We start from the raw sequence: 255 nt of genomic DNA on the forward strand, positions 1-255 counted from the left end.
AATCCCAGGATTGCGAATATTAAAGTGCGTTGCAACTTGACTGTAAGATAAGGCATTGTCCCATAGATGTCTCAGCACAGACAATTTAAACTCAGCGCTGTAAAAGGTGAACTTTTTGGTCAGTCCGACCATGCCGTGTGTTTTATACCAACCAACCCAACGTTCTACCATTGAGCTCTGCAAGCCGTATTTTTTACCCAAGGCGACATATCCCATCGGGCCCTCTAAATATTCTTGCACTACACGGTACTTAAA

At 43.5% G+C, this 255-nt stretch carries 1 protein-coding gene; it reads right to left on the reverse strand.

Features of this window, described 5'->3' with window-relative positions:
• Positions 1 to 255 (reverse strand): helix-turn-helix domain-containing protein (locus tag H8K36_RS19015; protein WP_186918092.1); only part of this gene is annotated, 255 nt, incomplete at both ends.

The organism is Affinundibacterium nitidum (assembly GCF_014284155.1).
GTDB lineage: Bacteria > Pseudomonadota > Gammaproteobacteria > Burkholderiales > Burkholderiaceae_D > Undibacterium > Undibacterium nitidum.